This window comes from Gilliamella sp. Fer1-1 (assembly GCF_001690825.1).
Lineage (GTDB): Bacteria > Pseudomonadota > Gammaproteobacteria > Enterobacterales > Orbaceae > Gilliamella > Gilliamella apicola_C.
In genome coordinates this window covers 1-4,550 of the sequence record NZ_LZGX01000062.1, presented here as the reverse complement: position 1 = coordinate 4,550, position 4,550 = coordinate 1, and the positions used below count along the sequence as shown (strand labels likewise).

The following is a 4,550-nucleotide window of genomic DNA, read 5'->3' as shown; positions in this document are numbered from 1 at the left end:
TATTCAATAGTTAAGCCAGGAAAAACAATATTTGTTATTAATTTATTATTTTCAATTTTAGCACCCGGTATAGGCAAGCGATAATTGATATTGGCTAAATCAAGTTTTTGCAACTCACGTTGCCCAACTAAATTTGCAAATCGAGTCCAATCATTCAGTAATTTTTGTTGATTAACATAATGCGTGGTTGTTTGAGAAAATTCACGATCTTTTTGGTAGTCAATTTCCCAATCAGCTTGATGCCAAGCTCGTTCAGCTACGGCTAACAAACGGGGAAAAGCCATATATTCCATTTTTTTATCGGTACGAATATCTTCAGTCCAAATCTGAGCAGATAGCCCATAAGCACCAGACCAATTCATTGTACCTTTAGCTGTAAATGGGTTACCATCGCGATCAACAGATGTTTCTGCATTTTGTGGTAAATTATTTGGCGCAAAGCTAAACATCTTTCTTTCATCATTAAAACGCGTAGCCCAATAATAACCACTTTCTTTTGGGTTGACTTCATAAGGCATATCTAAATAAACATAATCAGGGTTAGATATTATGACTTGATAGCCTTTATTTGCCCACTCGTTCACAGAGTCAAAGCCCCCCCAATATAATGTATCCCAAAAATTGACCGTAACTTTATCTACTGCAAACGATTTTGCATTAGTCGCGTGCTTCATGCCATCTTGCCAAGCTTGCATATGATTTATACCATGATTTTTAATTATTGAGCTAACTTCTTGAGCAAAATAACTAGGAAGGTGTTCAATATCGTTAACAATGCCATTATTTACCATTGTTTGGCAAGCTTGTGATTTAGCCCACGGGTAATCTTCTTGACTTTGATCTATTGTGCCTTTAGCATCCGTTTTATCTTTGGCTTTTATATCTTGATACCCAGCGCCTAAGCGAATATTTTTTGCTTCATCGCCACCAAAATGCCAAGTACTAAGCGGTTGATCGGCCTCAACATGCATTTTTGCGATCTCATCAATAATTTTATTTACGAAACGTTTCGATGAATCAAGACAAGGATTTAAATAGCTTAAACGGTTATAAAATTGTACTGTGGTGGTATTTGACGTATCGGTTGGATCAACTAGTCGAAACTCATTGGCTTGTGCTTCTTTTCCTTCTGCCATTAAACGTTTATAACGTGCCTCCATAGACACAATGGCAGCCCGTGCATGAGCTGGCATGTCAATTTCTGGTATAACCTCGATAAAACGAGCTTTAGCATATTTAACAATATCAATATAATCTTGACGGCTTAAAAAACCAGATCCCATGGTGTTGTTTTCAGGACCGGAACCGAGTTGTGGCAATAAACATTGCTGTTCATTAAGATCATGACAACGTTTACTGCCGATTTCAGTTAACTCGGGTAACCCAGGAATTTCAATACGCCAGCCCTCATCATCACTTAAATGAAAATGGAATTTATTCATTTTATATTTTGCCATTTGATCTAATAAGCGCATGATTGATTCTTTAGTTTTAAAATTACGACCAATATCGAGCATAATGCCTCGATAGGCAAAACGTGGCGAATCAAAAGCATTAAGTGATGGAATGGTTTTGATATCATTTACAGGAATCAACGATAAAATAGATTGCACAGCATAAAATATCCCTCTTTGGTCATAAGCTGATATTAGCGTTTCATCATTTTTAATATCTAATTGATACGCTTCTAATTGACCTTGCTTGAATTGTTTAGGATCAATGATTGCTTTTATCTTGTATCCATTTTCCGTTACAGGAATATTTAGTGCGTTAAATTCTGCCTTTAAAATAGCTAAACTGTCTTGATTTAAACCATCAAGAATTAAATTAACGCCTTGCTGACCAATAGATATATCTTGTTTATTTAATGTGATTTTAGTTGGTGTTGGTAAAATTTGCCCACGTAGCGATTCAGCCGATAATGTTTTAATATCCGAGTTATATTGAAAACGGTTAACTGGATTCATTATTGTATTGTGATCGTCGGCGGTCCTTTTCCACTGCTGTGTAATTGGAGCTACAAATGCCGATAAGTCATCGGAATCTGTATTTGTATTAGCAATTATTTTGGGTTTAGCATTACTTGATGTCACATACCAACGAGGCATTGCATCGCTTTCACTCACAACCCAATATTCGCCAATAATGGGAATATTAATCGTGGAATTAGCAGGAATCGATGTGAATTTTTCTGTTGGTTCAATTTTATGAAGATCGCCTGTAATATGAGTAATTTTAAACTGATCATTGTTTATTGCTAAAATCATGCGAATATTATTAAAATAAATAGCCCAATCTTTATCTTTAATTTCTGGGCCATTATTCTTTAGTGAAATCATCATTTTGTTACAAGCAGCCCAATCGGCACCTAAAGCCGAGCAATTTACACCATGTGCCCCTGCTTGATTATCGATTACCTCATATTGAACATTGAGTTGTGAACTCATCACATCAACAATTTGTTGAGAAGCTGAAACAGCTTGAACGGCACAAACATTTAACAAAGAGGCGATTGAAGTGGCTAATATTGCTGTTTTAACCTTTTTCATAAAATTTTACCTATTTTTGTTTAGCATTAAATACAGTGAATGGAATAGTCACAATAAACTTGATATCACGCTCATCTTGGAAGATATTGCCGTATCCTCCTCCCCAGCTTGGTATACTATTTGAGTGATTATTATATTTGGTATAGTGTAGTTGGAATGAAGTATCTTTTGCTAAACCATTTTGTATGCTATAACTTAGATCAAAATTATAAGCAGATTCAATTAAGCGTTGTTTTTGATTTTTTGCTGTAGAATTTGGCTTTGCATCCCAGCCATAAGCATAAGAAGCACCCGTTTTCCAACCTGCGAAATAATTAGATACATCACTTAAATCGTAAGTGACTTCGGCAAATACGGCCTTTTCGCCATTAGCATTAAAGTCTGAACGAGAATTCCACCATATATCTAAACGGCCATTTGATGAGGCATAATCAGGTGTCATACGTTGTAAAAAAAAGCCTTGTTCGCCTTCCGCTTTAACTGTTACACCTTCAAGTCGAAAATTAACTGGCCCTACTTGATAACCCAATGTTGCTGCTTGTAACCAAGCTAAACCATCGTAAACATCTTTGCCTTTATGTGATTGATCTTTGGCGCCATAAAATTGATAGCTAAGAGTGAGAGGATTATCCAGTAGATTTGTTTTATAAGAGGCTTTGCCAAAAAATTGGTTCATATAATTTTGTGCCTGCCCAAATGCGCTTTCTAATACTAAATCATTTTTAAAATCGTACTTCAAACCCGCAGAATGCAAAAAGTCAATTTTTTTACCTGCTCCCCACTGACGAAACTCATAAAGCTTTTTATACCATGGTGCTTTATATTTATCAGCCCACATATACGACATGGATAACACGCCAGAAGTATCAAAATCAATTGTTGAACCCAGTTCAAATCCACGATAAGTACCTGGTAATAAGCTCCAATGAGGAGCCAGCAAAGTTTGCCCAGAAGGTTGAATATAACCCGTTTTTATCCAGAATAACTCATCAATTTTAAAATTTGCCTGTGCTTTATAAAAGCTCAGCCCACTAACATCTTTTTTCCAATTCTCGTCCCAACGAGTATTAGCCCCACTGAATCCTATTTCATTGGGATGCCCATTTCCACCATTACTCACTTCCCATGCGCCATAACCGCCAAGTTCAATAGCAAACTTATCTGCGATATAACCTGATCTAAAATCTAAATTAGCGTTAAATGAGGTGTGTCTTAAATTTTTCTCGTACTTATGCTCATCAATATCTTTACGTTCTCGATCTCGATTCCAAAAAAAGACATTACCTGTTAATGAAGAATCATCAATAAATTGATTAACATTAGATGCATAAACGGGAATTGTACTTGTTAAAACAGATAAGGATAAAATTAGTTTAGTTAAAAAATTAAATCGACATGGTATTATTTGTGCATTATAGATACTCATATGTTATTCCTATAATTATTCTGTTTAATTAACAATTAAATTCATCAAGATCTAACTCATTCAATTGATAACTTGTTTGTGAATATGCGTTTTTATAATGCATAAACATATTTTATCTAGCAAATTAAACAATCTAAAATCGTGATCAAAATCACCAAAAAATACATTTTTAATGTGAATTTTTAGAGAAAAATCACAACTTTTTTTATTCTAAAAAATAAAAACAACGCACATCGTTTTAACAAATTGTAACTATCGTACTGAGGTACTCGATTTATATCTATTTAATAATCTAGAACAAGCAAGAAAGGTAACCGAAGAATGGCTAACCATTTATAACGCCGAAAGACCACATCAGGCGTTAAATAACATGACACTGCTCGAATATAAAACGTTAAAATGGGTAGCTTAATTTTCTACGTGAGTTGTGTACTAAGTTTGGGGTATTTACAAAATGACAAATAATGATATAAATTTTAGATTATAAAAAGTGGTGGTAAAAGTGATAAATGGCGTAGACGTAGAAAAGAAAAAGGATGAAATAAAAAAAGAGAAACTCCTAAAATTTCTCTTTT

General features: G+C 34.6%; 3 protein-coding genes. 1 reads left to right on the top strand and 2 read right to left on the bottom strand.

The window, feature by feature from the left end:
• Both A9G28_RS07730 and A9G28_RS07725 read right to left on the bottom strand, forming a co-directional pair.
• A partial coding sequence (locus tag A9G28_RS07730; protein ID WP_065580279.1) for a family 20 glycosylhydrolase occupies positions 1-2,549 on the bottom strand: 2,549 nt, incomplete at its 3' end.
• A 10-nt stretch (positions 2,550-2,559) separates the two neighbouring features.
• A complete protein-coding gene (locus A9G28_RS07725) occupies positions 2,560-3,975 on the bottom strand; it encodes an OprD family outer membrane porin (protein WP_065566427.1) in 1,416 nt (471 codons plus the stop codon).
• 217 nt (positions 3,976-4,192) lie between these two features.
• Between A9G28_RS07725 and A9G28_RS14160 the strand changes: the two genes are divergently transcribed.
• A complete protein-coding gene (locus A9G28_RS14160; RefSeq protein ID WP_081301538.1) occupies positions 4,193-4,387 on the top strand; it encodes an integrase core domain-containing protein in 195 nt (64 codons plus the stop codon).
• Positions 4,388-4,550: the final 163 nt, after the last annotated feature.